Annotated in this window: 21 protein-coding genes; 4 read left to right on the forward strand and 17 right to left on the reverse strand. The window is 67.8% G+C overall.

The features are described 5' to 3' along the window. Positions 1 to 44: 44 nt before the first annotated feature. From ACIP5Y_RS17290 to ACIP5Y_RS17330, 9 genes are all read right to left on the reverse strand, one after another. Positions 45 to 1058, reverse strand: a complete 1014-nt coding sequence (locus ACIP5Y_RS17290; protein ID WP_397014497.1) for a lysophospholipid acyltransferase family protein — start codon at positions 1056 to 1058, stop codon at positions 45 to 47. Beyond that, positions 1055 to 2086: an NAD-dependent epimerase/dehydratase family protein gene (locus tag ACIP5Y_RS17295; RefSeq protein ID WP_400351106.1), complete on the reverse strand. Its 1032-nt coding sequence runs from the start codon at positions 2084 to 2086 to the stop codon at positions 1055 to 1057. The genes ACIP5Y_RS17290 and ACIP5Y_RS17295 overlap by 4 nt, the downstream gene beginning before the upstream one ends. Positions 2087 to 2309: 223 nt before the next feature. Further along, positions 2310 to 2411 carry a 30S ribosomal protein bS22 gene (locus ACIP5Y_RS17300; RefSeq protein WP_003402602.1) on the reverse strand — a complete coding sequence of 34 codons (102 nt, stop codon included), beginning with the start codon at positions 2409 to 2411 and terminating at the stop codon, positions 2310 to 2312. Positions 2412 to 2602: 191 nt separating this feature from the next. Next, entirely contained in the window at positions 2603 to 2845 is a 243-nt protein-coding gene (locus tag ACIP5Y_RS17305; protein ID WP_397014693.1) for a helix-turn-helix domain-containing protein, read from the reverse strand. 212 nt (positions 2846 to 3057) lie between these two features. Beyond that, positions 3058 to 3879 (reverse strand): pyrroline-5-carboxylate reductase, encoded by an 822-nt coding sequence (gene proC / locus ACIP5Y_RS17310; protein ID WP_400351107.1) that lies wholly within the window; start codon positions 3877 to 3879, stop codon positions 3058 to 3060. Between the two features lie 43 nt (positions 3880 to 3922). Further along, positions 3923 to 4819, reverse strand: coding sequence for a thioesterase family protein (locus ACIP5Y_RS17315; RefSeq protein WP_400351108.1), 897 nt, complete (start codon positions 4817 to 4819; stop codon positions 3923 to 3925). Between the two features lie 104 nt (positions 4820 to 4923). After that, positions 4924 to 5847, reverse strand: a complete 924-nt coding sequence (locus ACIP5Y_RS17320) for a sugar phosphate isomerase/epimerase family protein (RefSeq protein ID WP_400351109.1) — start codon at positions 5845 to 5847, stop codon at positions 4924 to 4926. 13 nt (positions 5848 to 5860) lie between these two features. Next, complete coding sequence (locus ACIP5Y_RS17325) at positions 5861 to 8326, reverse strand: hypothetical protein (RefSeq protein WP_400351110.1); 2466 nt, start codon at positions 8324 to 8326, stop codon at positions 5861 to 5863. Then, on the reverse strand, positions 8323 to 9315 hold the full coding sequence (locus tag ACIP5Y_RS17330) for a hypothetical protein (protein ID WP_400351111.1): 993 nt from the start codon (positions 9313 to 9315) through the stop codon (positions 8323 to 8325). The genes ACIP5Y_RS17325 and ACIP5Y_RS17330 overlap by 4 nt, the downstream gene beginning before the upstream one ends. 65 nt (positions 9316 to 9380) lie before the next feature. Between ACIP5Y_RS17330 and ACIP5Y_RS17335 the strand changes: the two genes are divergently transcribed. Both ACIP5Y_RS17335 and ACIP5Y_RS17340 read left to right on the forward strand, forming a co-directional pair. Continuing rightward, entirely contained in the window at positions 9381 to 10331 is a 951-nt protein-coding gene (locus tag ACIP5Y_RS17335; protein WP_400351112.1) for a hypothetical protein, read from the forward strand. A 212-nt stretch (positions 10332 to 10543) separates the two neighbouring features. Further along, a complete protein-coding gene (locus ACIP5Y_RS17340; RefSeq protein ID WP_400351113.1) occupies positions 10544 to 10906 on the forward strand; it encodes a hypothetical protein in 363 nt (120 codons plus the stop codon). A 109-nt stretch (positions 10907 to 11015) separates the two neighbouring features. On the opposite strand, the gene ACIP5Y_RS17345 is transcribed toward ACIP5Y_RS17340, so the two are convergent. From ACIP5Y_RS17345 to ACIP5Y_RS17365, 5 genes are all read right to left on the reverse strand, one after another. Beyond that, positions 11016 to 11705: a response regulator gene (locus ACIP5Y_RS17345; RefSeq protein ID WP_400351114.1), complete on the reverse strand. Its 690-nt coding sequence runs from the start codon at positions 11703 to 11705 to the stop codon at positions 11016 to 11018. Further along, on the reverse strand, positions 11702 to 12952 hold the full coding sequence (locus ACIP5Y_RS17350; RefSeq protein ID WP_400351115.1) for a sensor histidine kinase: 1251 nt from the start codon (positions 12950 to 12952) through the stop codon (positions 11702 to 11704). The genes ACIP5Y_RS17345 and ACIP5Y_RS17350 overlap by 4 nt, the downstream gene beginning before the upstream one ends. A gap of 420 nt (positions 12953 to 13372) precedes the next feature. Continuing rightward, positions 13373 to 15430 (reverse strand): CocE/NonD family hydrolase, encoded by a 2058-nt coding sequence (locus ACIP5Y_RS17355; protein WP_400351116.1) that lies wholly within the window; start codon positions 15428 to 15430, stop codon positions 13373 to 13375. Between the two features lie 233 nt (positions 15431 to 15663). Further along, positions 15664 to 16401 carry a phosphoglyceromutase gene (locus ACIP5Y_RS17360; RefSeq protein ID WP_400351117.1) on the reverse strand — a complete coding sequence of 246 codons (738 nt, stop codon included), beginning with the start codon at positions 16399 to 16401 and terminating at the stop codon, positions 15664 to 15666. Positions 16402 to 16435: 34 nt separating this feature from the next. After that, the gene (locus ACIP5Y_RS17365; protein ID WP_400351118.1) at positions 16436 to 17323 is read right to left on the reverse strand and encodes an ROK family protein; all 888 of its coding nucleotides are present in this window, start codon (positions 17321 to 17323) and stop codon (positions 16436 to 16438) included. A gap of 147 nt (positions 17324 to 17470) precedes the next feature. Here ACIP5Y_RS17365 and ACIP5Y_RS17370 point away from each other — a divergent pair, with 147 nt between their 5' ends. Then, positions 17471 to 18337, forward strand: coding sequence for a family 16 glycosylhydrolase (locus ACIP5Y_RS17370; RefSeq protein WP_400351119.1), 867 nt, complete (start codon positions 17471 to 17473; stop codon positions 18335 to 18337). 24 nt (positions 18338 to 18361) lie between these two features. Here the strand turns inward: ACIP5Y_RS17370 and ACIP5Y_RS17375 are convergent, their stop codons facing one another. From ACIP5Y_RS17375 to ACIP5Y_RS17385, 3 genes are all read right to left on the reverse strand, one after another. After that, a complete protein-coding gene (locus ACIP5Y_RS17375) occupies positions 18362 to 18958 on the reverse strand; it encodes a YbjN domain-containing protein (RefSeq protein WP_400351120.1) in 597 nt (198 codons plus the stop codon). After that, the gene (gene mshA, locus ACIP5Y_RS17380; RefSeq protein WP_400351121.1) at positions 18955 to 20367 is read right to left on the reverse strand and encodes a D-inositol-3-phosphate glycosyltransferase; all 1413 of its coding nucleotides are present in this window, start codon (positions 20365 to 20367) and stop codon (positions 18955 to 18957) included. Before mshA ends, ACIP5Y_RS17375 begins: the two co-directional genes overlap by 4 nt. Positions 20368 to 20528: 161 nt before the next feature. Next, entirely contained in the window at positions 20529 to 21353 is an 825-nt protein-coding gene (locus ACIP5Y_RS17385) for an alpha/beta fold hydrolase (RefSeq protein WP_400351122.1), read from the reverse strand. A 59-nt stretch (positions 21354 to 21412) separates the two neighbouring features. Here ACIP5Y_RS17385 and ACIP5Y_RS17390 point away from each other — a divergent pair, with 59 nt between their 5' ends. Further along, positions 21413 to 22147, forward strand: coding sequence for an SDR family NAD(P)-dependent oxidoreductase (locus tag ACIP5Y_RS17390; protein WP_400351123.1), 735 nt, complete (start codon positions 21413 to 21415; stop codon positions 22145 to 22147). Positions 22148 to 22218 lie beyond the last annotated feature (71 nt).

Raw genomic sequence — 22218 nt, forward strand, 5'->3', positions numbered from 1 at the left:
AGCCGCGCGCCGAATATTCGGGGAGGCGGGACAGGATGAATTCGCTAGCCGGTGAACGGGTTACGGCGCTTGATCAGGTTCTTGTACAGCGTCCCCTGAATGGTTTCGCGGACCTGATCGGTGATTTCGAACATGGTCATCGGATCATCCGCATCCGCGGGCTCATACCCGGCGGTGGAAATCGGCTCGCCGAATTCGATGACCCACTTGGACGGGAACGGAATCGCGCCCAGCGGTCCCAGGTGCGGGAACAGCGGCGTCACCGGGAAATACGGGATGCCCAGCAGCCGCGCCAGCGGCTTGATATCGGCCAGCTTCGGGTAGATCTCCTCCGAGCCCACGATCGAGCACGGAATGATCGGCACGCCCGTGCGCACCGCCGCCGCCACGAAACCGCCACGGCCGAAACGCTGCAGCTTGTACCGGTCCCCGTACGGCTTGCCGATGCCCTTGTAGCCCTCCGGGAAGACGGCCGCGACTTCACCCGCCCGCAACAGCCTTTCGGCGTCCGCGGGGCAGGCGAGGGTGTGCCCGGCCTTGCGGGCGAGACCGCCGATGATCGGCGTCTCGAAGATCAGGTCCGCGGCCAGGATGCGCAGCGCCCGCTGCTTGGCGTGCCGGTCGTGCACGGCCAGCTGCAGCATGAGCCCGTCCAGCGGCACGGTGCCCGCGTGATTGGCGACGACCAGCGCGCCGCCCACTTCCGGAATGTTCTCGATGCCCGCGACCTCCACCCGGAACCACAGGTCGGACAGCGGCCGCAGCGCGGGCAGGATCAGCGACTCCAGCAGATGTTCGTCCAGGCCGAACTCGTCGACCTGGTAGTCGCCGGTGAGCCGGCGGCGGGCGAAGTCGGCGGTATGACGGACCCCGTCCGCCACGGTGCCGCGAATCAGTTCGCCGAGCGATTTCGGCTGCCGCGCTTCGACTTCGGCCAGCCGATCGGTCAGCGACGTCACCGGTTCCAGTGCGCGCTCACCGGGCCAGACGCGCGACGGGCGATGCCGCGCCTCGAAGTCCACATCGTGAAGCCGAATCACCTTGGCTACATCACTCATTGGTGTGCTCCCGTCCCGGCCCCGAGCAGACCGAGAAGTTTGTGTTCTGCGGCGTCGATCCACGTGGGATCGATCACGGGCCGCAACGCTGCGCCCCCTATGAAGTCGTCGAAAGCCTGCACTGTGGTCCAGCGAGGCTGAAATCCCAGTTCGGTACGCATCCGGGTGGTGTCCAGACCGCAGCCGAAATGGAAATAGTCGATCTGCTCCGCGGTGAACTCGCGCATGACCGGACCCATGAAAGTGCGTCCGACAGTGCGGAATACCGCGTACGGGACCGGCAATTCGACCCGGCCGGCCCGTCGTATCGCCTGCGAGAGCGCCATCGCTCCGTCGCCGGCCACATTGAAAGTGCCGCCCGGGGCGGTCAGCGCGGCATGGGTGAGGGCGGCGATCGCGTCCTCCTCGTGCAGTAGTTGCATGCGCGGATCGCGGCCCAGGATGGTGGGCGTGATCGGCGAACGGAAATACTGCACACCACGTTTCGCCAACTGCGGTCCCACGATCGGCGGAAAACGCAGAATAGCGGCCGAGATATCGGGACGCCGGCGCGCGAGACCGCGCACGAATCCCTCCACCTCGATCATGTCCTTTGCGAACCAGCCGCCCGGCGGCGTGCGCGCGCTCATTTCCTCGGTGAATTTCACCGGATCCTTGGCGCTGCAGCCGTATACGGCCGACGAGGACCGCACCACCAGCCGGCGCACGCTGGAGGCCTTGCGGCACACCGCGAGCAGCTGCATGGCGCCCAGCACGTTCATATCCTTCATGGCGGCGCGACCACCGCCGGACGGCGGGCGGGAGAGGGCTGCGGGATGCACCACCGTGTCCACCTGATTTCCGTCGATCACTTTGCGTATCAACGGATTTCGAATATCGGCGCGCACGAATTCGGCGCGCCCCATGCGGCGCAGCAACTCCCGGCTGGGTTGTTTCGCGTCGACCGCGATGATGCGTTCCACGGCAGGGTCGGCCGCCAGCCGAGCCACCACATTGCCGCCGAAGAACCGGCTCGCACCGGTCACCATCACAACCTTGGGCGCTTGGCCGTCCCGGGTCCCTGCTACACCGGATCCCACTCGCAGCCCCCGCTCTTGGATTATCTACCGCTTTTATTCCCGCGTACCCAAGGGTAACGGCTGCGACCGGGGCATCCGAAGAGTATTAACCAGGATCTAACGATGACTTCGCTCACCCGACAAAAACGAAAGCCCGCCACCAGAGGTGACGGGCTTCCAGCTACGCAGCGGCTTACTTGCCGAGTTTACGACGCTGAACACGCGTGCGGCGAAGCAGCTTGCGGTGCTTCTTCTTCGACATGCGCTTGCGGCGCTTCTTGATCACAGAACCCATAGGGTCGTTCCTCGCTCTCGGGTCACCCCCGCATCCGCGGGGAGCACACTGTCTGACCCTGCACAGTCCCTACCCGATACGGGCCGAGATGGACCCGGCGGCACCACCGGCACGTACAGGATGCCGGTCCATGCTACCGGGCCACTCTTCCGCGAACGAAATGGGTGGTGCTGGCCTTGGACTACCCGGGCCTACCCCGCGTCGAAGTAGGAGGTTTCCAGATAGTCGTGTACCGCCTTGGCGTGCACCCGGAAGGATCTGCCGACCCGCACCGCGGGCAGCTCACCGGAATGCACCAGGCGGTACACCGTCATTTTCGAAACGCGCATCAGATTCGCGACCTCGGCGACGGTGAGGAACTGCGTACCTCCGCCGATGACCGAGCTTGCGCTGACTGGGCTGTTTCCGGACCTCGCTTGGCTGTTTCCAGACATCATTGCGCCACTGACCTCCGGCACGTCCGCGCCGCCGGCTTCCCCACCGGCGGAACAGACACGCACGTGCTCCTTGAAGCTTAGCGGGACCAGTGGGATTGCTGCGACGGGTGTGAGAAATCAGCCTTTGCTGTGGCGAGTCGGGCTCCGGCAGCAAACTAGCAACCGGGCGGTATTTCCACGATGCGCGCCATCAACCCCCGCCGTCAACGTTAGTCGGCGGCACCCGCCAGTTCGGCGGAACGCGCTTTTGCGGCATGCAAAGCCTCGTGGAAGGCCGAACGCACCGCGCCGCGCTCCAACTCCCGCACGGCCGCCGCGGTCGTCCCCGCGGGCGATGTGACGGCCGCGCGCAACTCCACGGCAGACTGACCGGACTCCTCCAGCAACGCCGCCGAGCCGAGGAACGTCTGCGTCACCAGCCGAGTGGCCACCTCACGGCTCAGACCCATGCTGACCGACGCGTCGATCATGGCCTCGACCACGAGGAAGAAGTACGCCGGACCCGAACCCGACACCGCGGTGACCGCGTCCATCTGCGATTCGGACACCGTCACCACCTTGCCGACCGACTCCAGCACCTCGGTCACCAGTGCGAGCTGCTCCTTGCGGGCGTAGCGGCCGGGCGCGATGGCGCTCATGCCCTGACCGACCAGCATCGGCGTATTCGGCATGACGCGGACCACCGGGAAACCCGCGGGCAGCTTGGCCTCGAAACGCGCGGTCGGCACACCCGCGGCCAGCGACACCAGCACTGTCTCCCGCTCGCCCTCCCCGATCTCGGCCTTCGCCAGCTCGGTCACCACACCATCCACATCCTGCGGCTTGACGGCGATCACGACCAGATCGGCGCCCGCGACGGCATCGGCGACCGCATCGGTGACCCGCACCCCGAACCGCTCCCCCAGCAATTCGGCCCGCGCCGGCACCGCCTCGACCACCACCAGATCCTTGCTCGCCCGCCCGGATTCGAGCAGCCCGGCGAGCAATGCCTCCCCGATCCGTCCACCACCGACAACCGCAATCCTCGTCATAACGGTCAAGGCTAGCGGCAGGCAGCAGCGACGGAACCAGCGGTTATTGCGCCTGCGGGATCAGGGCCAGTTGGCGGCTCTCGGCTACCAGCGCGCCCGTGGAGTCGATGACGAATTGGTCTTCGTCGAACATGCGGTTGCCCACCTCGCGGGCTACGGCGATGACGCGGAGCCAGCCGGGGGCGGGGCGGCGGCGGAGGTAGGTGGTGAGCTGAACCGTTGGGGCCCAGCCGAAGTGGCCGAGGTTCATGGGGACGGGCGGGGACATGTCGGCGGCCATCATGGCGAAGTAGGCGGACACGTCGGGGTCCTGTTCGTCGCCGGCGAAGGGTCGGATCCACAGGCGCAGGCGGGGTTCCGATTTCGCGCCGGCCAGGAAGGTCGCCCAGGCCGGGTCGATGGCGACCGAAGCGCCCTGTGCCACATGGACGAGCTTGCCCATGGGGTTTCGTTCGTCGTAGGCGAGGGCGGTGGCGGGCGGTTCGGCGGGCATGTCGCCGGCGTGGTCGGCGGCGTAGGCCGGGAGCGCGTCGTCGAGGTGGCTGAACGTGAAGGCGGTGTGCACGAGGGTGCGGCCGTGCTGGATCAGGCTCACGTCGACCAGGCAGATCTGGCGGCCCGCCTTGCGGATGCGCACCTCGTATTCGACCGCGCCGGGATCCGGGGCGCCGAGGAAGTCGGAGCTGCCGGCGATCGGGAACATGGCAGCCCGCCCGGGCTCGGTGCGGCGCAGCCATTCGGTGGCGGCCGCGGCGCTGCCGGCGACCATGGTGCCGCCGTGCAGTTTGGGGCCGATGGTCCAGATCGGTTCGATGTGGCCGGCGTAGCGGCCGGTGCCGGGCGTCGCGGACGGCAGCTCGGTGAGTGCGCACACGCGGCTGAAGGGCGCGTCACCCACGCCGCTCGGTCGTTCCAGGTCGACGGTCGACTCCGATGTCATCCGCTGGGTCCTCTCCACTCGGTTTGTACAATGTACAAGCGGTGGCCTATAGCCAGCACCCGGTGGTGGGACGAATCACTGCCGGCGGAGTTCGGCGCGCCCGATCAGCCGCGGCGCGCGCCCGTCGGCTCCGGCTCGGGAGTGAAGGTGAATCCGTTGAGGTGCTTGCGCGCGAAGACGAGAGCGCGGTTCAGCATGGCGGCGCGGTCCATGGTGGTGCGAGCCATCTGGGTATTGATCTCGATGACCGCCTGACCGTCGAAACCGTTGCGGGTCAACGTTTCACAGAGTTCCGCGACCGGCTGCGTACCCTCACCGGGGACCAGATGCTCGTCATTGGCGGCGCCGCGGCCGTCGGCCAGATGCAGGTGGGTGAGGCCCTTGCCCATGCGGGCGGCCAGGGCCAGCGGGTCCTGGCCCGCCGTCGCCGTATGCGAGGTGTCCAGGGTGTAGTGGCGGTAGCCGACATCCGTCGGGTCGTAGGACGGGCTGAAGGTGGTGATGGACGGGCCGGGCCCGCCCCGCCGCTCCAGGCGCTGAATCGAACTGCCGCGGAACAGCGAATCCGCGCGCATCGGGAACATGTTCTCCACCGCCACCGCGACCGGGCTGCTGTGCTCCAGCTCCGCGACCTGTTTGGCGAATCCGTCGGCGTAGCGCCGCTGCCAGCGGAACGGCGGATGCACCACCACGGTGGCCGCGCCCAGTGCCTCGGCGGTGTGCACGCTGCGGGTGAGTTTCGCGACCGGATCCGATCCCCAAACCCGTTGCGAGATCAGCAGACACGGCGCGTGCACCGACAGCACCGGCATGTCGTATTTGTGGGAGAGATGCTGGACGGTCGCAATGGACTGACTGGCCGGTTCGGCCCAGACCATCAACTCGATGCCGTCGAAACCCAGCTCCGCCGCATAACGGAACGCGGCCTCGGTGTTCTCCGGATACACCGACGCGGTGGAGAGCCCGATCCGGACTTCCGTTCCATCCGATCGGCTTTCGATGTTCGACCCCGGCGTACTGTTCCCCACTGCCGCTCCCTGCTCAGTTAGTACTGAGTAGAAAGGCTAGCGGTCCGAGCGTCACAAAGACGCCCACGACGACAGCAATCACAGTGCTGAAGATGTCGTCGGTGCGGCGCAGCACCCGCACGAGTGCGACCAGGCCGAGAATCACGATCATCGCCAGCGCCAGCGCAACCCACGGGAGCACTTCCCACATGCTCTCGAAACCCTTGAACAGCAACATGCCCGCGACCGCGGCACCGACACTCTGACCCGCCAGCACCATCCACTGCCGGCGATGGTCGGCCTCGGTGACGGCACGCTTGGCGGGACCGCGTTTGGCGGCTCCGCGCGCGGGCACGTTGCGCTGCTTCGGCTTCGGCTTGGCGGCCTGCTTGGCCCGCGTGGCCACCGCCGACAATCGGCCGGTGAGCGACGGGCGCGGCTCGTCGTCATAGTCGTCGTCGTAGTCGTCGTGCTCGTCGTCCTCGTCGTGCTCGTCGTCCTCATCGAGCGGCTCGTAGAAATCGGTGAGGTGGTCGTCCGGCTCCGGCTCCGCGACGGCCGCGCCGCGACGGCCGAAACCGCCGGCCCGGCGTTTGCCACCGCGACGCGAATCACGGTCGGCGCGTTCGTCTCCGCGCTCGCGCGCATCCCGCAGCAGATCACCGGCAACCGTTTCACCGGAGACCAGCTGCTGATCGTCGTCGGCCGGCATCCACGCCGCGGTCGGCACCCCGGCCTGCTCGCGGCGGTCGGCACCGGGCGCGGCATCCGGCGCCTGGCGTCTTCGCGCCGACCACGCGGGCAGGCCGCCGGGCGCGCCGTGCTGCACGCCCGGACCGCCGGGGCCGTCGCGATCGGGATCCGGACCGCCGGGGCCGAAACGGTCGTCGCGGCGCGCATCACCGAAACCGGGATGCTCGTCGTGCCACTCGTCCTGGTGGGGCTGGGCCTCGGCCTGCCGCGCCTCCGCGTGCCTGCGCGCCGAACGGGACATCGGCGGGGCCGCGGGCGCGGCCTGCGTGGGTTCGAAACCGGGACGCGAACCACGCACGGGCGCATCGGGTCCCGCGCCGGGCGCCCAGGCGGCGCTCGGGTCGAGGTACTGGGTCCGCGAGGCACTGTCGTCGGGCGCACCCAGGCCGCCGAAGGGCCGCGGCCCCTTGCCGTCCGCAGCGAAGCCGCCGGGACCGTTGCCGGCGGGACCGCCGAACGCCCGGGCGCCGTTGCCGTCCACCGGGCCGCCGAAGGCACCGGGACCACCGGCATTCGGATCACCGAAAGCGCGAGAGGCGTTGTCCGCGCCATTGGGACCGCCGAAGCCACGAGCGGCGTTGTCCGTGCCGTTCAGGCCGCCGTACGGGCCGACACCGTTGCCATCCGGACCGTTCGGAGCACCGTAGGAACCGGGGGCATTGCCGCCCGGACCATTCGGGGCACCGTAGGAACCGAGGGAACTGCCGCCCGGACCGTTCGGGGCACCGTAGGAACCGAGGGAACTGCCGCCCGGACCGTTCGGAGCGCCGTAGGGACCGGGGGCATTGCCGCCGGGAACATTCGGGCCGCCGTAGGAACCGTTGCCGGCCGAGCCGTTCTGGGCGGCGTAGGAGCCGGGGGAGTTACCGCCGAAGGCGCCGGGAGCATTGCCGTCCGGGCCGCCGTAGGGGCGGGAGGTGTTGGCGTCGAGGGCATTCGGGGCGCCGTAGGGGCGATTGCCGTTGTCGGGGAGGCCGGGACCGCCGAAGGGAGCACCGTCGAACTGCGGGGCGTCGGGGGCGGAGTCGCCGCGGAAGGGGCGTACGTCGGTGGTGTCGTCGTCCGGGTCGAAGCGGCGGCGGCGACCGCCCTCCTTGCGGGGCTGTTCGGGTGCGGGGCCGCCGAGACCGTCCAAATCGGACAGGGAGACATCGGAATCCAGGGGATCCGGCTTGCGGCGGCGGCCGCTACGCGGCGTGGAACCGGACTGGCCGTTCGCCCCGGAGGCTCCGTCGAAGGGGGCGGAACGCCGGCCGCCGGGCGGGTTCTCGGCGGGCGGCCAGTCGACCCCACCGGACCTGTTGTACCCGGACGGCTCCGGTAGTGACGGCGCTTCGGGCTGCCCGCCGCCGGCCAGCGGGTCGTAGTACGAGATCGGCCCGGACAGTGGCGAATACGAGGGTTCGACGGCAGGCGCCGAATAACCGGAATAGTCCGATTGCGCGGTGGAACCCGGCGCGGAATAGCCGGAATGATCCGAAAAGTTCGAGTAATCAGAATAATTCGAGAAGTTCGAATAGTCCGTTTCCGGTGAGGCAGGGGCGGGCGCCGGCTCGGGCGATTCCTCATCCGCCGCCGCATGCGAGGACGATCCGGGCTTCACCACCGGAATATCTCCGGTGAGATCCGCGACGGAAATCCCACGGCCACTACGACGTCTGCGACCGCCGCCGCTCGGCGCGGACCCGGACTGCTGCCCGTTGCGCGCCAGAAGTTCGGCGACGGACAGCTGATTTTCTTCGGTCATCGAGACACCGTTTCGATCGGGCCCGTCAGGCCGCCGCTCGGGCCTCCGGCTATCGGTAAGCTATCCAAGTCGGTATCCAGTTTTCGCAAGATCAATCCCTCTCGCAGTGCCCAGGGACAGATTTCGAGCGTATCCAGCGACAGCGCCCGCATACTCGCCTCCGCGACCAGGGCCCCGGCCACCAACTGCTGTGACCGATCGGAACTTACGCCTTCCAATTCTGCCCGGTCCGCGGCTGTCATTCGAGATATGAACGCAATCAACTGCCGCAGGCCGGAACTGGTGAGGGTACGCCGCACCCGGGGACCCGCGGCAGAGGGGGCGGCACCGGTGAGACGAGCGAGCGAACGAAAGGTCTTGGACGTGCCGACGGCCAGATCCGGGCGGCCCATCTCCAGCAGCTGCTTCGACGGCAGCACCAGCTCCGCGTCCAGCCAGTCCCGTAAGACAGCCACGCGCCGTTTGCCCGGCGGATCGTGGCGCAGCCAGTCCCGGGTGAGCCGGCCCGCACCCAGTTGCAGTGAGAGAGCCACATCCGGATTCTCGTCCGCGCCGTTGCTCATCTCCAGCGATCCGCCACCGATATCCAGATTCAGGATCCGGCCGGCGCTCCAGCCGTACCAGCGCCGCACCGCGAGGAAAGTGTGTCGAGCCTCATCGACACCGGAGAGCACCTGCAGGCTGACGCCCGTCTCGGCGCGCACCCGGGCCAGCACCGCTTCCGAGTTGGTGGCCTCACGAACCGCGGAAGTGGCGAACGCCATGAGTTCGATACATCCGGATGTCTTTGCGATACTTGCGAATTCGGCCACAGTCTCGGTCAGCCGGGTTGCCCCCTCCGACGTGATACGACCCTGGTCGTCCATGCTCTCCGACAGCCGCAAAGTGGCCTTCGTCGAGCTCATAGGCATCGGGTGACCACCACGATGCGCGTCCACCACGAGCAGATGGACGGTATTGCTTCCCACATCGAGTACACCGAGACGCACAAGAACACGGTACTGGGTGCGTCACGTCTTCAGGCCAGGCGACTGAACTGTTAGCGTCACGCGATGTGACGGCAGGTGCATCCGCAAGTGGTCCGACCGGGCTGCGACCAGCGGCGAAGATCGACCCGGCTCCCGAGGTCGAACTCGACTTCCCGCGGGAGTGGATCGAGTTCGTAGATCCAGCTAATGACGAGCATTTGATAGCGGCCGATCTGACGTGGCTCTTGTCGCGTTGGACCTGCGTCTTCGGTACGCCCGCATGTCAGGGCATCATCGACGGACGCGAGAACGACGGCTGCTGCTCACACGGGGCATTCCTCTCCGACGCCGAGGACGGCAAGAAGCTGGCCGCGGCTGTGAAAATGCTCACACCCGAGGACTGGCAGCTCATGCCGGAGGCCATGGACGACAAGGGCCGCGTCCGCAAGAAGCTCTATCTCGAAGAGGACGACCTCGACGACGAGCCCGCCCTGCGCACCCGGCGCTTCGACGGCGCGTGCATCTTCCTCAACCGTCCCGGCTTCGAGAACGGCATCGGCTGCTCGCTGCACACCATGGCCCTGCGCAAGGGCCTGGAACCGCTCACGGTGAAGCCCGAGGTGTGCTGGCAGCTGCCCATCCGCCGCACCCAGGAGTGGGTGGACCGGCCCGACGGCGTCGAGATCCTGCGCACCGCCATCGGCGAATACGACCGCCGCGGCTGGGGACCCGGCGGCCTCGACCTGAACTGGTACTGCACCGGCTCCCCCGACGCGCACGTGGGCACCCGCCCGGTGTGGGAGGCGTACGCGCCGGAGCTCATCGAGCTGCTCGGCAAGCCCGCCTACGACGAGCTCGCCCATCACTGCCGGCGCCGGCAGGGACTCGGCATCGTGGCCGTGCACCCCGCCACCGTCATCGCCGAGCAGAAGGCCGCGGCGGCGGAAGCGGCAGCCGAACCGGCGCCCGCGAAGAAGGCCGCGCCGAAGACTCCGGCGCGGACCGCCTCTCGCGCGAAGGCGGCGAGCAAGAAGTGAAAGGTGGTCAGAGCGACCGGCTCTGACCACCGAAAGGCAAAGTGGCCGGCAGGTGAATTCCTGCCGCACGCCGGCGGCATTCGAATCAGGCTGTACGAAACGCTGTTTCGGGAGGATTCGCGTCCGGTGACCTCGCGGAGCCGGTAGCGGTGAGGATGCGTGACACCGTTTCGATATTGCGAATTCACCGGAACGTGTTAGACATCCTGCCCATGATCAAGAAGTCCCTCACCGTGGCCGCACTGGCCGCCGGTGCGCTTTTCGCCATTGCGCCGCTTGCAAATGCCGATGATGCTCCCGTCGATCCCAACGCGCCCGCGGACCACAGCTCCGAATTCGTGATGTACACCGGCATCGATCAGGCCAAGGCCGTCCAGGCGGCCGGCCAGCAGGTCGTGGTCGGCCCCTACGTCCCCACCCCCGGCGGCCCCAACATGATCGTCTGCCGCGGCGACGGCAAGGGCGTCCCGCTGTACGCCTGCAAGCAGGTGGACGCAATCGGCTGGACCACCCTGACCCCGGTCGACGTCCCCGTGCTGGGACACGTCTGGGTCTACGGCCTCCCCGGCCAGTAACGCACCGCACGGCGGGCAGCGACCGGCACGCGACCGAAAATTCCATGCGCAAGGCACAATTCGAGCCCGCTTCGCCGTAGCGAAGCGGGCTCGATGCCGAATGCCGTTCCTACGCTTCGAGTTTGTAGCCCAGGCCGCGCACCGTCACCAGGTGCTCGGGCTTGGCCGGATCGGCTTCGATCTTCGAGCGCAGGCGCTTCACGTGCACGTCGAGGGTCTTCGTATCGCCCACATAGTCGGCGCCCCAGACGCGGTCGATGAGCTGGCCGCGCGTGAGCACGCGACCCGAATTGCGCAACAGGTATTCGAGCAGGTCGAATTCCTTGAGCGGCAGGGTCACCGCCTTGCCGTTCACCTGAACGGTGTGACGGTCGACGTCCATGCGGACCGGGCCCGCTTCCAGCACGCTGGTCTCGCCGCCGGTATCCGCCTCCTCCCCCGCGCCGCGGCGCAGCACCGCGCGGATGCGCGCGATGAGCTCACGCGAGGAGTAGGGCTTGGTGACGTAGTCGTCGGCGCCCAATTCCAGGCCGACCACCTTGTCGATCTCGCTGTCTCGCGCGGTCACCATGATGACCGGCACGCTGCCGCGAGCACGCAGTTGCTTGCACACGTCGGTGCCGCTCATGCCGGGGAGCATGAGGTCGAGCAAGACGATGTCCGCGCCGGCCCGGTCGAACTCGGCCAGGGCGGATGGGCCGTCACCGACAACGGTGACCTCGAACCCCTCCTTGCGCAGCAGGAACGCGAGCGGATCGGCCAGCGACTCCTCGTCCTCGACGATCAGCACACTCGTCATCGGGTTGCCTCCACACCGTTGGTTCTGGCCCGCCCGAGTGAGCGCGGACCGTTTTCCTTCTTGCCCGCCGTGATGCCGGCGGGAAGTTTCTTGTCGCCCTGGCCGTTGGTGTCGGCCGGGTGGGACGGGATGCGCAGCGTGAACGTCGATCCGGTGCCCAGCTTGCTCCACAGGGTGATTTCCCCGTTGTGGTTGGCGGCCACATGCTTGACGATAGCCAGCCCGAGTCCGGTACCGCCGGTGGCGCGCGAGCGCGCCTTGTCGGCCCGGAAGAATCGTTCGAAGACGCGTTCCTGGTCTTCCTTGGCGATGCCGATGCCGCGGTCGGTGACGGCGATGTTCACGTAGCCGCCGCGCAGGGCCCGGCTCACCGACACGTGCGAACCGCGCGGAGAGTACGCGATGGCGTTCTCCACCAGGTTCGACAGGGCCGTCACCAGCAGGGTCTGATCACCCAGCACCTCGAGTTCGGAGGTGGCGTCGGTGCTGACCGTGATGCCGGCGGCCTCGGCGGCGGTACGGGAACGCTCGATGGCCTGGCTGACCACGGTGTCCACGGGGACGGCCTCGAGCTCGGGCAGCTTCTCCGCGCCCTGCAGGCGGGAGAGCGCGATCAGCTCGGTGACCATCTTGCCCATGCGGCGGGCCTCGCCGTGCAGGCGCTCGCCGAAGTGCCGCACCGAGTCCGGGTCGTCGGCGGACTCCAGCAACGCCTCGGCCAACAGGCTCATGGCACCGACCGGGGTCTTGAGTTCGTGGCTCACATTGGCCACGAAGTCGCGCCGGGTGGCCTCCATGCGGGCCTGCTCGGAATCGTCGTCGGCGAACAGGACCACGAAGTTCGTATTCTCCTGCGACAGCGGACGAGCAACCCCTCGGACAGCGAGCCGGGCGCGGCCGGGCATGGGGATCTTGGCGGTCAGTTCGAACTCCACATCGGTCCCGCCGGACAGCACCTGTTCGACCGCGGCCCAGGCGCGTTCGTCCAGCAGCCGGTCGTGCACCACGCCCAGTTCCTCGGCACGCGGGTTGACCAGCACGACATCGCGATACTGGTCGACGACGGCAATGCCGCTCTCCGAGGCCAGCACGATCAGGTCCAGGACCTGGGACATGGTGAGGCCGGAATCGGCGGCGGCCCGCAGCCGCTCCTGCCGGGCATTGACATACGGAATGAGCAATCCGCCGACGGCCAGTCCTACTACGGCCGCCAGGACTGCCAAAAGCACGGCCTGTGGAACGCTCACACTTTGAATCGTACGGTTGCCGACGCCGGGGAAAACCCCGGGTGCAGGAAGTTTCACGCAGGTCACAGGCACTTCCACGGGTGTTGGCCCCGTGTTCATGCAGTGTTAGCCCAGGGCGTCCTCGCTGGTGAGCGGCCTTGCGGCAACCCTTTTCGAGGCCCCGGATCACTCCTTCGTACCACTCCGGCGGGCGGTGCGCACGGTGTCCCGGCGCGGTCCGCCCGGGGCGCCGGACTCATCCGGAGATGCCGGCGGATTCCGGCTCGCGCAGGTCAGAGCACGCTCGGCGCACGGGCACGCGGAGCCGAAGCAGCGACACCTCAGCTACCGGAGCCGGACGTGGAGGCATCGCAACGAAGAAACCCCGGGTGTGCACGCCGTTGTGCACTCCCGGGGCGTATCAGGCCCGGTGGGGCGGTATCACCAGCCGGTGCGACCGCGGACCGGGATATTCACATAGCTCGGGTTGTTCGGGTCCAGTTGCAGGTGTTCCGGCTTCAGGCCGGTGTCCACGAGCATGGGCAGGATGGGCAGGCCCTTGGGGAAGTTGCCGGCGAAGACGTCGACGCGCAGGCGGTGGCCGGGCTGCAGGACGGCCTCGGTGGCGCCGAGGGCGATATCGAGGGTGGTGGCCTGGCCGGGGACGGTCAGCTGCCGCTTGTCCAGGGAGGTGAACGCGCGCGGGTCGGTGTAATCGCCCTTGCTGTCGCGGCTGCTGTGCTCGTCGTCGACCTGCCGCAGCGAGGCCATGAGCTGGCCGGAGGTCAGCACGGTGGATCGACCGTCGGGAGCGACATCGTTGACGGTGACGGTCCAGTAGCCGTCGGCGGCGTCCTGAACCGTGTTGAGGTGCACGGCGACCGGACCGGAGATGGTGGTGGTCTCGGCGACCGGTGCGCTGGTGAAGGTGAGCGCATTGCTCTCGGCGATGCGAGAGTCCTTGGCGCACACGTCGATCAGGTTCAGTACACCCGCGGTGGCCTGGGCGGCGTCGTTGGAGCAGATGGTGGTCAGGCCGGGCGCGACGGTCAGGCTGTCGTTGTCGTCGTTGGCATTACCGGTGAGCGAGCCGTCGTAGACGCTGTTCGCGGTGCCGGAGCGCTGCGAGGACAGGTACATGCGGCGGTGGTCGGCGGCCTCGGAAGCCGGTGCGCTGGGCCCGAATCCGCCCTGGGTGGTCCAGCCGCCGCCCTGCTGGCGCAGGGTCACCGGGCCGTAGGTGTCGATGCCGTTGTCGATGCCCTTGAGCCACTTGTCGAACCAGGCGCGCTGCAGCACGTCCAGGCGCGGCGGGCCGCCGGGGCGGTTGACGTCGGCGCCGGAGGTGACGTGGTAGGTGTCGCCCATGAGCAGCTGCTTCTGGCCCGGGGGCAGCGGAATCTGGTTGTAGATCTTGGATTCCGAGTAGGTGAAGAGATCGTGCCAGCCGCCGGTGACGAAGGTCGGCGTGGTGATCTTGCCGGGATCGCCGAGCCAGTCCTTCCGCTCACTGGTGAAGTCGGACAGCATCTGCTTCACGCGCGGATCCAGCTGATCCATATTGGTGCTGGTGTACGCGGACATCAGGACGTCGAGGTAGGTGAACGGGTCCGCGGTGCGGTCCTGCAACCACTTGAAGTCGAAGGCGCCCTTGGCGATCGAGGCCAGGTCCGGCACCCACTTGAGGCCGTTGATGGCGCCCAGCCAGAGCGGGATGAAGTTGAAGCCGAAGCCGCCACCGGGTGCGAGCACGTCGTCGATGAGGTCGCTGCCGGGCACGATGGGGAAGATGGCCTTCAGCGCCGGCGGATTCTGCTCCGCCGCCTGCACCTGGTTGATGGCCGAGTAGGACAGGCCGTTCATACCGACCTTGCCGTCCGACCACGACTGCTTGGACGCCCAGTCGATGGTCTCGACGGTGTCCTGCTGTTCGCGGCCGCGCAGCATGTCCCACTGGCCCTGCGAGAATCCGGTGCCGCGCACGTCCACGACGACCTGCGTGTAACCGGACTTGATGAGCTGGCGATCGACGGAGAAGTTGCGGAGTTCGCCGTTGCCCGCGGCATTGAGCAGTTCACCGAAACCGGTGAGTGGGGTGCCGTCCAAGCGGATATTGCGGAAGACATCGAGCAGTGCGTCCGACAGGCCCGGGATGGAGAAGGCCGAGTCGGCGATGTTCGACACCAGCTTGGTGTAGGGCGTCATGTTGACGATGGCCGGCGTGGGGGCGTCGATGGCCCGGCCGGACGCGTCGGCGGGACGGTAGACGTTCGCCTTCAGCACGGTGCCGTCGCTCATGGTGATCGGCACGTCCCATTGGATGGCGACGTTCGGGTACTGCTGCGGGCCGTCTTCGGCGGCGGTCCATGCCGCGCCGGCCGCACCGCCGTCGGGTCCTGTGGGTTGCGGGGCCGCATCCGCATCGGCCGCCGTGGCGGTCAGGGGAAGGAGCAGAGCGGCCGCGGCAACAATCACCGTGGCCCGTAGCGCGTGCTTCATCGAACGTGATCTACCTCTCGCTAACGTCGAACGATCGAGAGCATATCTACTCCGGAGTAAGTTGCAAACCCCGGTTACAGATAAACCTTTTAACCGAGCAATAGTTCGGCAAATTCGATTGGGGCGCAACGAAATACCCTACGGTGCCGTACTGAGATGCACATCACAACGACTTTTGGTGAAAATAAAAGCGCCGGGATCGAATTTCGATCGCGGCGCTTTTCCGAAACTTGTTACTTTCCACCCTGATTCGCCACGGCGGCGGCGCCGGCGGCAGCGGCCTCGGGGTCGAGGTATTCGCCCTTGCCGATGGGGCGCAGGTTCTCGTCCAGCTCGTACTTGAGCGGGATACCGGTGGGGATGTTCAGCCCGGAGATGTCCTCGTCCGAGATGTTCTCCAGATGCTTCACCAGCGCGCGCAGCGAATTACCGTGCGCCGCAACGAGAACGACCTTGCCCGCGCGCACATCCGCGGCAATGGTGTCCTCCCAGTACGGGACCATGCGCGCGACGACGTCCTTCAGGCATTCGGTGCGCGGCACCTCGATGCCGGCGTAGCGCGGGTCGCCGTCCTGGCTGTACTCGGAATCGAGTGCGATGGGCGGCGGCGGGGTGTCGTAGCTGCGACGCCACAGCATGAACTGCTCGTTGCCGTACTGCTGCTTGGTCTGCGCCTTGTCCTTGCCCTGCAGATCGCCGTAGTGCCGCTCGTTCAAGCGCCAATCGCGGACCACCGGAATCCAGTGCCGGTCGGCGGCGTCGAGCGCATTGTTGGCGGTGCTGATCGCGCGGCGCAGCAACGAGGTGTAGACCACATCCGGGAGAATGCCGTGCTCGGCCAGCAATTCACCGGCGCGCCTGCCCTCGGCCACACCCTTGGCGGTCAAATGCACGTCCACCCAGCCGGTGAACAGATTCTTCTCGTTCCACTCGCTCTCGCCATGGCGCAGCAATACCAGGGTGTACGTCATGGGGCACATCCTCCCACGTGCGATTCTTCCGGCTTCAGGCTGGTTGGGTGGCCAGCAGGGCGGCGCCGGCCAGGGTGGCCTGGTCCGTCAATTCCGAAGGGACCACCCGGAGTTCGCGGAGGAAGGTGAGGCGGGCGTGCGCCGCGGCGGCCTCCCGCAGCGGCTTCCACAGGGGTTCACCGGACTGCGCGAACCCACCGCCGACCACCACCAGATCGGTATCGAGCAGGGCCGCCGCGGAGGCGATGGCGGTGCCCAGCGCGGTGCCGGCGCGGGCCATGGTCTCGAGGGCGATGGGGTCGTCGGCGTGGGCGGCCGCGGCGAGTTCGATGCCGGTCCCGCCTTCCCAGCCGTGCCGGCGGGCCCAGCGGACCGAGGACTTTCCGCTGGCCACGGCCTCCAGGCAGCCGAATCCGCCGCAGGCGCAGGGTTCCTCGTTACCGGGGACGATGATGTGGCCGATGTGGCCGCCGTTACCGGTGCGGCCCATGATCACTCGGCCGTCGGAGATCACGCCGCCCCCGACACCGGACGAAACGGTCAAGGCGAGGACGTTCGGCACCCCGCGCGCCGCACCCCACCGCTGTTCCGCCAGCACCAGGCAGACACCGTCGATGGCGAAGCGAATATCGGCCTGCGGGAACAGCTTCTGCACCGCGTCGACGATGCCGAAGCCCGCGACCCATTCCGGAATATTGAGCGGGGCGGTCACTCCGGCGGGCACATCCACCGGACCGGCCGAGCCGATGCCGACGGCGGTCACCTCGGCTTCCCCGGCCACCCGCAGCAGGAGTTCCCGGCAGACGGACCATACGTCCCGGCCGGGCACTTGTGCGCGCTGCACGTCGCGCACGCCACTGTCGGCGTCCACGATTGCCGCGGCGAATTTCGTGGCCCCGATATCCAGTGCCAGGTTCACCATTTTCTGCCCTGCCTCCCACGTCGGCACATCACCGGCTGCGCGATTCTCTCACTTGCGGGCGCGGTCGCATCGGCGTTCTCGTATTCGGCGGCCCTCGCCACCGCCCTCACGAATTCCTCACCCATCCGCTGCGAGGCTTGCAACACGATGAACACGACGATCGCGCGCACCGCCGCCCTCGCAATCATTACCACCATCCTGGTCGCCGCTTGCGCCACGCACGAAAACCTCGAACCCGGCACCGCTTCCGCGGCACGCTGGCGCCTGATCTGGTCGGACGAGTTCAACGGCCCGGCGGGTGGGCGGCCCGATCCGGCGCGCTGGGTCTACGACCGCGGCGGTGAACCGCAGTGGGGCAACGAGGAATGGCAGTACTACACCGACCGGCCGGCGAACGTCGCCACCGACGGCCGCGGGCATCTGATGCTCACGGCCCGCCGGGAACGGCTGCCGGAGATGGGCGCCTGTTCCTATGGATCGTGCGACATCACGTCCGGGCGAATCACGACGCTCGGGCAATTCGATCGGACCTATGGCCGGTTCGCGGCGCGAATGAAGATTCCGGACAGCGCCGGCATGTGGCCTGCCTTCTGGATGCTCGGCGCGGACATGGACACCACACCGTGGCCCGGCAATGGCGAGATCGATGTCATGGAATCGGTCGCCGACGAACCGGGCGCCGTGCACGGGTCGGCGCACGGCCCGGGATTCGCCGACCCGGGGTACACCGGCAGCTACAAACTGCCCGGCGGGCAACGCCTCTCGGACGACTTCCACAACTACACGGTGGAATGGACGCCCACCCGCATCGACTGGTTCCTGGACGACAACCGGTACTTCACCGTCACCAAGGATTCGTTGCGCACCGGCGAACGATGGCCTTTCGACCACCCCTTCTATCTCCTGCTGAACCTCGCAGTCGGCGGTACCTGGCCGGGGCCGCCCGACGAAACCACCGCATTCCCTTCCGAATTGCTCATCGACTACGTCCGGGTCTACGACCGGGCCGGATAGTCCGCGATAGCGGCCGCGCGCCGATCACTGCTTGTCGGCGGCGTCCACGAGGTGTTCGAAGGCGCGCAGATTCTTGAGTGATTCGCCGCGGGAGACGCGCCACTTCCATTCCTTGCGAATGGATTCCGCGAAACCCAGTTCGAGCAGGGTGTTGAAATCGGCGTCCACGGCCTCGAGGATCTGGCCGAACCAGTGGTCGAGTTCGTCGGCGGTCACGCAGTGGTTGGCCATGCGGCCGACCAGGTAGATGTCGCCGACCCGATCGATGGTGTAGGCCACGCCGTAGAGGCGGCGGTTGCGGCGCAGCAGGAACTTGTAGACGCCCTCGAAGTTCTCGTCCGGCTTGCGGCAGACGAAGGACTCCATGCGGGTGCCGTGCTTGCCGACGGAGACGCCGATGACGGTCTTGAGTTTGCGTTCCCCGGGCAGCACCACCACGAACAGGTCGGGGGCGTCACGGGTGTATTCGATCTCGCGGTCGCGCAGCGTGTCCTCGATGAGTTGCGCTGTGGCGCGCGAGGTTTCGTCGTTCAAGCCGCCGCTGCTCTCGTGCGGGCGGGGCGTCCACTCCGCGACGGAGGTGATATCGCCGGGCCCGCTCGAAGCCTCTGCATCGCTCATCGGAGTACGACTCCCGTCCGCCGCCGCCGTGCCGGCTCGAGTTCCCCATGTTTTGCCCACGGGCTCCCACCAGGACGGGTCAGCGATCTAGCCTGATTGCTGTCGCTGTGCACGCTACCGCCGCGCCCCGGATGAGAGTGCGAGCGGGACAAGGCGGCGGCATAACTGTCCAGTAGACCGTCCGCGGTGTGACCCCAGGAGAAATTGGCGGCGTGCTCGACCGCTTCCGCGCCCATGAGCCGCAGGCGAGCCGGATCCTCGAGCAGGGAGTGCAGGGCGGCGGCCCAGTCCGGGGTGCGGTGGCCGGGGACCAGCAGTCCGGAGACGCCGTCGCGGACGGCGGTGCTCAGCCCGCCCACATCGGCGGCCAGCACCGGGGTGCCGCTGGCCTGCGCCTCGATGGCGACCAGGCCGAAGGATTCGTTGTAACTGGGCACCGCCACCAGATCCGCGGCGCGATACACCTGCACCAGGCGGTGCTGCGGCTGGGGCGGCAGGAAGGTGACGCGATCGGAAATGCCGAGCGCGGAAGCCAATTCGATCAGCGCGTCCGGGCGCTTCAGCCCGCTGCCCGAGGGTCCGCCGACAATGAGCACGCGCAGTGGGCGCTGCGGCGGGTACGGCTGCGCGGCCTCTTCGGCGAGGACCTGCGCGGCGGCGCGGATCAGGACATCGGGGGCCTTCAACGGCTGGATGCGGCCGACGAACGCGACGATGCGCTCATGCTGGGACAGGCCCAGTTCGGCGCGGGCGGCGGCGCGATCGCCGGGCCGGTAGCGGGTCAGGTCGGCGCCGGGCAGCACCACGTCGATGCGGTCCGGGTCGGCGCCGTACAGCTCGACGAGTTGCCGGGCCTCCTCGGCGGTGTTCGCGACCAACCGGTCGGCCTCGGCGACGATCTGCTTCTCACCGATCTCCCGCGCCGCGGGCTCGGGACAGTCGCCCTCGGCCAGGTAGGCGTTCTTGACCGCGGCCAGGGTGTGCGCGGTGTGCACCATCGGCACCCGCCAGCGGTCCCGCGCCAGCCAGCCGACCTGACCGGACAGCCAATAGTGCGAGTGGATGAGGTCGTAGTGGCCGGGCAGGTTCCGCGCCTCGGAACGCAGCACCTCGGCGGCGAACGGGCACAGCTGGGTGGGCAGATCGTGCTTGTCGAGGCCCTCGAACGGACCCGCCACCACATTCCGGACCAGGACGCCCGGCGCGGCCTCGACCACGGGTTCGTCGTTCGAGGAGGTGGCACGGGTGAAGATCTCCACCTCCGTACCGCGTTTGGCCAGTTCGATGGCCGTTTGCAGCACGTAGACGTTCATGCCGCCCGCATCACCGGTGCCCGGTTGCGCGAGTGGGGAGGTATGCACCGATAGCACGGCAATCCGATCGGGCCGTCGGTCGGCGCTGAGACTCACCACTCCAGTGTGCATGGATGCTTCAACAGTCCATGCATGGGTTACCTTCCCAAGTGAGGCCGATCACAACAACTCTCGTAGCCCTCAGGGGCTTCGCCCCCCGAACCCCCGGAGCGCGAAAGTACGTGGAGCCCAGGGGCCTTGCGCGCACGCCTCGGTGCTCAGTGCAGGTCCTCCACGAATGCGGTGACCTCGGCCACGAACCGAGCCGGATCCTCGATGAACAGACCGTGCAAGGAGCCTTCCCAGAACGAAGTCCGGGCATTGGGAACCGTTTCGGCGATGTAGCGACCGTTGTCGATCTGCACGACCGGGTCCGCGGTGCCGTGCAGGACCAGAACCGGGACATCGAGGGTGCGCAGGGTCTCGGTGTTGTCGACCGTGCGATAGAAGAGGGCCTTGCGCACCCGCGGGCGGGTGGCGAGGCTGCCGCCGAACAGGCGCTGCGCGTCCTCACCCTTGTCGCGGCCGGGACCGGTATTGGCATTGCCGAAGGCCGCGAAACCGCGATTCGCGTGGCCCGCACTGTCGGAGAAGACGTCGGGGATGGCCTTCTGCATGGCCGGGCCGGTGACCGCGCCGGGAACGTCGCGGCCGATGTTCGCCTGCGAGCCCGTGTAGATGACGCCGGCCACCGCGCCGGTGCCGTAAGCCGTCAGATAGTCGCTGAGGACGATGCCGCCATAGGACCAGCCGAGCAGGACCGCGCCGGATGTGATGCCTTCGGCCGCGAGGATCGCCGCGATATCGGCGGCCCAGTTCTTCGGATCGTCATAACCGGATTCGGGGGCGTCGGAGTAGCCGTGGCCGCGCAGATCGACGGCGATCACCCGGAACCGCTCGGCGAGATCGTCGGCGGCCTGTCCCCAGTTGCGCAGGTTCCCCGCCCAGCCGTGCAGCAGGATCAGCGGCCGTGCGCCCTCCGGACCGGTGACCCGGTAAACGATATTGGTTCCGTCCGCACTCGCCGCTTCCCTGATAGCCATACGAGTGAGGCTAGCCACCCGTGGCACGGCGGCGACACTCCCTGCTTAAGCTCGGGGGCATGAGCACTCGTAGCGCCGTCGTGACCGGAGCCAGTTCGGGTATCGGAGAAGCCACCGCCCGGGAACTCGCGAAGCAGGGTTATCACGTGTACGTGGGTGCGCGGCGCGTCGACCGGCTGGAGCAGCTGGCGGCGGAGATCGGCGGCACCGCACTGCAGCTGGACGTGACCGACGAGGAATCGGTGCGCGCCTTCACCGAGGCGGTCGAGCGCTGCGATGTGCTGGTCAACAATGCCGGCGGCGCCAAAGGTCTGGCGCCGGTGAGCGAGGCCGATCTGGACGACTGGCGCTGGATGTGGGAGACCAATGTGCTCGGCACGCTGCGCGTCACGAAGGCGTTGCTGCCCAAGCTGATCGACTCCGGTGACGGCCTGATCGTCACCGTCACCTCGGTGGCGGCGTTCGTGCACTACGACAATGGCGCCGGCTACACCTCGGCCAAGCACGCGCAGGCGATCCTGCACCGGACGCTGCGCGGGGAGCTGCTCGGTAAGCCGGTGCGGCTCACCGAGATCGCGCCGGGCGCGGTGGAGACCGAGTTCTCGCTGGTGCGCTTCGGTGGCGACGCCGAGCGCGCGAACAAGGTGTACGAGGGCATCGATCCCCTTGTGGCACAGGATATCGCGGAGATCATCGGCTTCGTCGCCTCGCGCCCGTCGCATGTGGACCTGGACACCATCGTCGTGAAGCCGCGCGATCAGGCCGAGTCGGGCCGCTTCGCCCGCCGCAGCTGAGCACGGCCCCTCCCTGTATGGGGTGCCCCTCCACCGGAACCATGCGCACCGCACGAGTCTTCGTGCGGGGC

Source organism: Nocardia sp. NPDC088792 (assembly GCF_044750615.1).
Classification (GTDB): domain Bacteria; phylum Actinomycetota; class Actinomycetes; order Mycobacteriales; family Mycobacteriaceae; genus Nocardia.

Excerpts from the sequence above, each read along its gene's own strand:
- ACIP5Y_RS17290 (WP_397014497.1), bottom strand. The coding sequence starts at position 1,058 with ATGAGTGATGTAGCCAAGGTGATTCGGCTTCACGATGTGGACTTCGAG.
- ACIP5Y_RS17295 (WP_400351106.1), bottom strand. The coding sequence starts at position 2,086 with ATGGTGACCGGTGCGAGCCGGTTCTTCGGCGGCAATGTGGTGGCTCGG.
- ACIP5Y_RS17300 (WP_003402602.1), bottom strand. The coding sequence starts at position 2,411 with ATGGGTTCTGTGATCAAGAAGCGCCGCAAGCGCATGTCGAAGAAGAAG.
- ACIP5Y_RS17305 (WP_397014693.1), bottom strand. The coding sequence starts at position 2,845 with ATGTCTGGAAACAGCCAAGCGAGGTCCGGAAACAGCCCAGTCAGCGCA.
- proC (WP_400351107.1), bottom strand. The coding sequence starts at position 3,879 with ATGACGAGGATTGCGGTTGTCGGTGGTGGACGGATCGGGGAGGCATTG.
- ACIP5Y_RS17315 (WP_400351108.1), bottom strand. The coding sequence starts at position 4,819 with ATGACATCGGAGTCGACCGTCGACCTGGAACGACCGAGCGGCGTGGGT.
- ACIP5Y_RS17325 (WP_400351110.1), bottom strand. The coding sequence starts at position 8,326 with ATGACCGAAGAAAATCAGCTGTCCGTCGCCGAACTTCTGGCGCGCAAC.
- ACIP5Y_RS17340 (WP_400351113.1), top strand. The coding sequence starts at position 10,544 with ATGATCAAGAAGTCCCTCACCGTGGCCGCACTGGCCGCCGGTGCGCTT.
- ACIP5Y_RS17345 (WP_400351114.1), bottom strand. The coding sequence starts at position 11,705 with ATGACGAGTGTGCTGATCGTCGAGGACGAGGAGTCGCTGGCCGATCCG.
- ACIP5Y_RS17355 (WP_400351116.1), bottom strand. The coding sequence starts at position 15,430 with ATGAAGCACGCGCTACGGGCCACGGTGATTGTTGCCGCGGCCGCTCTG.
- ACIP5Y_RS17360 (WP_400351117.1), bottom strand. The coding sequence starts at position 16,401 with ATGACGTACACCCTGGTATTGCTGCGCCATGGCGAGAGCGAGTGGAAC.
- ACIP5Y_RS17365 (WP_400351118.1), bottom strand. The coding sequence starts at position 17,323 with ATGGTGAACCTGGCACTGGATATCGGGGCCACGAAATTCGCCGCGGCA.
- ACIP5Y_RS17370 (WP_400351119.1), top strand. The coding sequence starts at position 17,471 with ATGAACACGACGATCGCGCGCACCGCCGCCCTCGCAATCATTACCACC.
- ACIP5Y_RS17375 (WP_400351120.1), bottom strand. The coding sequence starts at position 18,958 with ATGAGCGATGCAGAGGCTTCGAGCGGGCCCGGCGATATCACCTCCGTC.
- ACIP5Y_RS17385 (WP_400351122.1), bottom strand. The coding sequence starts at position 21,353 with ATGGCTATCAGGGAAGCGGCGAGTGCGGACGGAACCAATATCGTTTAC.
- ACIP5Y_RS17390 (WP_400351123.1), top strand. The coding sequence starts at position 21,413 with ATGAGCACTCGTAGCGCCGTCGTGACCGGAGCCAGTTCGGGTATCGGA.